This is a genomic window from Desulfovibrio sp. (assembly GCF_019424165.1).
Classification (GTDB): Bacteria; Desulfobacterota; Desulfovibrionia; order Desulfovibrionales; family Desulfovibrionaceae; genus Desulfovibrio.
On sequence record NZ_JAHZAA010000020.1, the window covers coordinates 19,494 to 24,050 of the forward strand.

A 4,557-nucleotide genomic window follows, 5' to 3' on the forward strand; every position below is an offset into this window, starting at 1 on the left:
GCGATCAGGTGGACGTAGGCTATCTGATCAACAAAAAACAGAAGGTCTTCATCCGCCGCCTGGTGGTTGAAGGCAATACCAAAACGCGCGACAACGTCATCCTGCGCGAAATGCGCCTGGGCGACGGCGACATGTATGAAGGGGCCAAACTGCGCCGCTCCAACGAACGCCTGAACCGCCTGCGCTACTTCTCTGCCGTGGATATGGAGCTTATCCCCACCGGGCAGGAAGACGAAGTGGACCTCAAGGTCAAGGTCAAGGAAACCAATACCGGTGCCATCATGGGCGGTGTCGGCTACTCCAGCTACTATGACGTGGGCGTCACGGCCTCCATTATGGAGCGCAACCTCTTCGGCCGCGGTTACTGGTTGCAGCTTCAGGGCTTCTTCTCCTGGCGGCGCACGTCGGGAACCCTGTCCTTCACCAACCCGCGCGTGTACGATACCGACCTTTCGTTCGCCAACGACATCTATTACACCCACGACTACTGGGACAACTTCACCAAGGATACCATAGGCGACACCGTGCGCTTCGGCTATCCCATCGGTGAATACACGTCCGTGGGCGTAGGCTATCGCCTTGAGCGCTACCACCTGTACGATGTGGCCGACAACAGCTCGCCCTACATCAAGGACTACAAGGGCATCAACTGGACCAGCGCCGTCTCGGGCCGCATCCTGCGCGATACTACCGACAGCAAGGAGCGCCCCACCAAGGGAACCATCGCCCGCCTGTGGGCTGAATACGGCGGCGGCGGCCTTGGCGGTACAGACAACTTCGTCAAGAGCGTGGCCGACTGGCAGGGCTTCTGGTCTTTCAACCCGCAAAACACTGTCCACCTGCGTGGGCGCGTGGGCGGCGTGTTCCAGAACACCAGTGACAGGGTCCCCGTGTTTGAACGTTTCTGGGTCGGCGGCATGGACACCATCCGCGGCTACAGCTATTCCGACCTCTCGCCCCGCGACTACAAGCACGGCAACGAGCAGATCGGCGGCGACCGCATGGCTGTCGGCAACCTGGAATACATCTGGACCTTCCAGAAGGATCTGGGGCTTGCTCTGGTACCGTTTGTGGACACCGGCTTCAACATCGACTCCAAAACCATGGGTGATGAATGGGACAGGTACATCGTCGCCTCTACCGGTCTGGAACTGCGCTGGCGCTCTCCCATGGGCGACCTGCGCATAGCTTACGGCGTTCCTCTGGTGCAGGATTACGATAAGGAAATGCCTCCGGGCAGAATCGAATTCAGCATGGGGCAGTTCTTCTAGGCCGGGTTTGAATCGGATTTTGGGCCAGCCCGGAACCATACCTTGGAATAAATGAACAGTATGCCCGCACGGCTTGCAGCCGTTCAGACGTAACATCCACGGGGGAGAAACCTTGCAAGGCCAAGGCTTCTCCCCCGCAGCGTTTTTATCGTAATGCGGTGTTGCAGGTCCGGCCTGGCTTCGCGTCTTTTCAGCCTTCTGCTCACCCTAACGGCACGGCCTGCCGGAGAAAACAATGAACATCGGTATTATCAGGTGCATGCAAACAGAGGATTTCTGCCCGGGCAGCACGGATTTCAAGATGGTGCGCGAAAGAAAAGGGGCATTCGAGGGTATTGAAGAAGACATCCATATCACGGGCTTCATTTCCTGCGGCGGCTGTCCCGGCAAAAAAGCCGTGCTCCGCGCGCAGGAACTGGTCAAACGCGGTGCCGACACCATTGTTTTCGCGTCCTGTATTCAAAAAGGCACGCCCATCGGCTATCCCTGCCCGTTTGCCAGAAAAATGCGCGAGATTGTGGCCCGCGCCGTTGGCGACTCCATACGGATTATGGACTACACTCACTGAGCGGGCAGGCGTGCGCATGGCCCCTGTGCATGTATTTTCGGCATGCTTTATGCAAATGACAAAACATACGCGATCTTTCACCTTGCGCGCAAGGTTGCGGCAGTCTGAATTACCTGCCCCACAAGGGCTATAAGGAAATTTTCACACGCCGTGTCATGTCAGAAGCCTGACGGACGCGCCGCAGGACAAGCAAGGAGTCTCCGTGGCCCGTAAAGCAAAAAGCCCCCGGCCCCAGCCCTCGACCAGAAGCGGTCTCAGGCGGCTTGCGCCTCCCCTGGCCTTTTTGCTGGCCCTTTGCCTGCTGGTGGTCTGCTTTTATGATACGGGCTACACTTCCCTGCCGCCCACGGCCAAACGCTACGATACAGCCAAGGCGGGCATTGAAAGCCTGCGCATGGATGACAAGCGCTCGGGCCAGCGCGAACCGTGGGAAAAACTGGCCGCTGAATTCAGGGCAATCTATGATGCCGATCCCGGCTGGCCCAACCGGCCCGCCGCCCTCTTCCGCGCTGCGGAAAGTCTTGAAGAACTCGCCCGCCGTTCCTTTGCCAAAGCCGATGCCCGCAAGGCCATCGAATGCTACGAATCTGTCGCCCTGCGCCATGCAGACAGCCGCCTTGCCGATGATGCGCTGTTTCACGCCGCCAAGCTTCGCGCCGCATGGCTCAAAGACGACAAGGGCGCGCTGGAACTGATCGGGCGCATCAAAAGCCAGTATCCCAAGGGCGACATGCTACCCGAGGCTCTGGCGCTGGAAAAGACCCTGCTGGCCTCCGCCCAGGGGCGCACCGCCCCTGAAGCCCGGCAGGTGACAGTGGCCGAAAACAAGGCTGCCGTTGAAGACCAGCCGGCCCCGGCCGCACAGGGCGGAAATCCCCCTGCCGCAAGCACTGCCCCCTCCGCAGCGCAAGTTGCCGCGTCTACTCCCGGCCTTGCGGCGGCCCTGGCGGCTCCCCTGCCACAAAACCAGCTCCTGCCGCGCTACCGCAAAGCCAAGGCCGATATGGACACCCTGCGCGCCGACAAAGTGCGCTCCTGCTGGCGACAGCCGTGGGAAGAACTGGCCGCAGAATTTCTGCGCATCTATCAGAGCCGTAAAAACTGGGCCATTTCGCCTGGGGCGCTCTTTCGCGCGGCGGCAAGCCAGGAAGCGCTGGCAGACTGTTCGCATCTGGCTGCCGAATATCGGCAGGCCCGTGACCTGTACCTCAGCCTGGCCCAGGAATTTCCCAAAAGCGCCCTGGCCGACGATGCGCTTCTGCGCGCGGCCATCATTGATGCCGACCGGCTGAACCAGCCTGCGGAAGCTCTGGAGCTGCTGGACGCCATTGCCACCCTCTATTCCCACGGCGACATGCTGCCGCAGGCCAAAGAGATACGCGCGCGCCTTACAGGCCAGCCCGACGCGGCCCAGGCAGGCAAAGCGGGCAATGCTCCGGTTACAGCGGTTTCACCTGAAGTGCATATGCTCTCGTGGAACTCCCTGAGCAAAAATGCTGTTGAAATCGTGCTTGAGCTGTCCTCCCCGGCCCGCTACAGCGCAAAACTTGTGGAAGGCAAAAAAGGCGCACCGTCCAGTCTGTATATCGAGCTGGAAAACGCTTCTGTCGTAAAAGACGTCCGCCAGGGCGTGACCATCAAGGGCAGCCTGTTGCAGTCGGTACGCGTGCGCGACCGCAAGGGCGGCGGTGCGGTCATGCAGTTCAGCTTCAGGGATGTGCGGCGCTTTGACACCCAGGTGGAAAGCAACCCGTGCCGCATCGTTTTGCGCGTAGCTGCCGGCAACACGCCCCTGCCTCCGCGCAAGGCATCCGGCGCGGCCTTTGCCGAACAGGATAAACCCGCGCCGCCCCGTGAAACCCCCTTGCCGGACTCCCGCCAGGTCAACGACATGGCCCGTCAGCTCGGCCTGACGCTGCGCACGGTCTTCATTGATGCAGGGCACGGCGGGCGCGACCCCGGAACCAACCATAACGGCATTCTCGAACGCGTCATCACACTGGATGTGGCCCTGACCCTGGGCAGGCTCCTGCAGGCCAACGGTGTGGACGTCGTCTACAGCCGCACCAAGGATACCGGCCTTTCATTACGGGAACGGACAACCAGGGCCAATGCCGCCGGGGCGGACATCTTTGTGTCCATTCATGTAAATGCCAATGAAGACCCGTCCGTAAACGGCTTTGAAACCTACTATCTTGACCTGGCAAGCAACAACGAGGCCGCCCGGGTGGCCGCCCTTGAAAACTCTGGCAGCGACCACCGCCTGGGCGACATGCAAAAAATGCTGGCCGATGTCATGCTCAATGCCAGAGTTGACGAATCACGCAGGCTTGCACAGGATATTCAGCGACTTAGCATGTTCCGCCTGAAAAAGCGGGAGTATACCGTCCGCAACAACGGAGTCAAGTCCGCTCCATTTCACGTACTGCTCGGTGCACAAATGCCCGCTGTGCTGGTGGAGCTTGGTTACTGCACCCATGCCGCCGAAGCCCGCAATCTCGCCAATGCCAAATATCGTCTTGCACTGGCCGAGGGACTGGCTGAAGGCATACTTGCATACAAAGACAGACTGCTTAAAAGACGGACTGCCCAGAATTCCTTGACGCCCGAAAGCGCCGATGCTATGTGATGCAGGGATTTCAAATGTATGCCGCGCTGTCGTATCAGCAAAAATAAAGCCCAGTTACACTGGCGCGGCAAGGACCGGTCCCGGCTTGT

3 protein-coding genes are annotated in these 4,557 nt (G+C 60.0%); all 3 read left to right on the forward strand.

Going from position 1 to position 4,557, the window contains the following annotated elements:
• A partial coding sequence (gene bamA, locus QZ377_RS08195) for an outer membrane protein assembly factor BamA (protein ID WP_291440673.1) occupies positions 1–1,271 on the forward strand: 1,271 nt, incomplete at its 5' end.
• 235 nt (positions 1,272–1,506) lie between these two features.
• Complete coding sequence (locus QZ377_RS08200) at positions 1,507–1,839, forward strand: CGGC domain-containing protein (protein ID WP_291440674.1); 333 nt, start codon at positions 1,507–1,509, stop codon at positions 1,837–1,839.
• A gap of 202 nt (positions 1,840–2,041) precedes the next feature.
• Positions 2,042–4,468: an N-acetylmuramoyl-L-alanine amidase gene (locus tag QZ377_RS08205; protein ID WP_291440675.1), complete on the forward strand. Its 2,427-nt coding sequence runs from the start codon at positions 2,042–2,044 to the stop codon at positions 4,466–4,468.
• Positions 4,469–4,557: the final 89 nt, after the last annotated feature.

Coding starts and splice junctions, on each gene's coding strand:
- QZ377_RS08200 (WP_291440674.1), top strand. CDS start 1,507: ATGAACATCGGTATTATCAGGTGCATGCAAACAGAGGATTTCTGCCCG.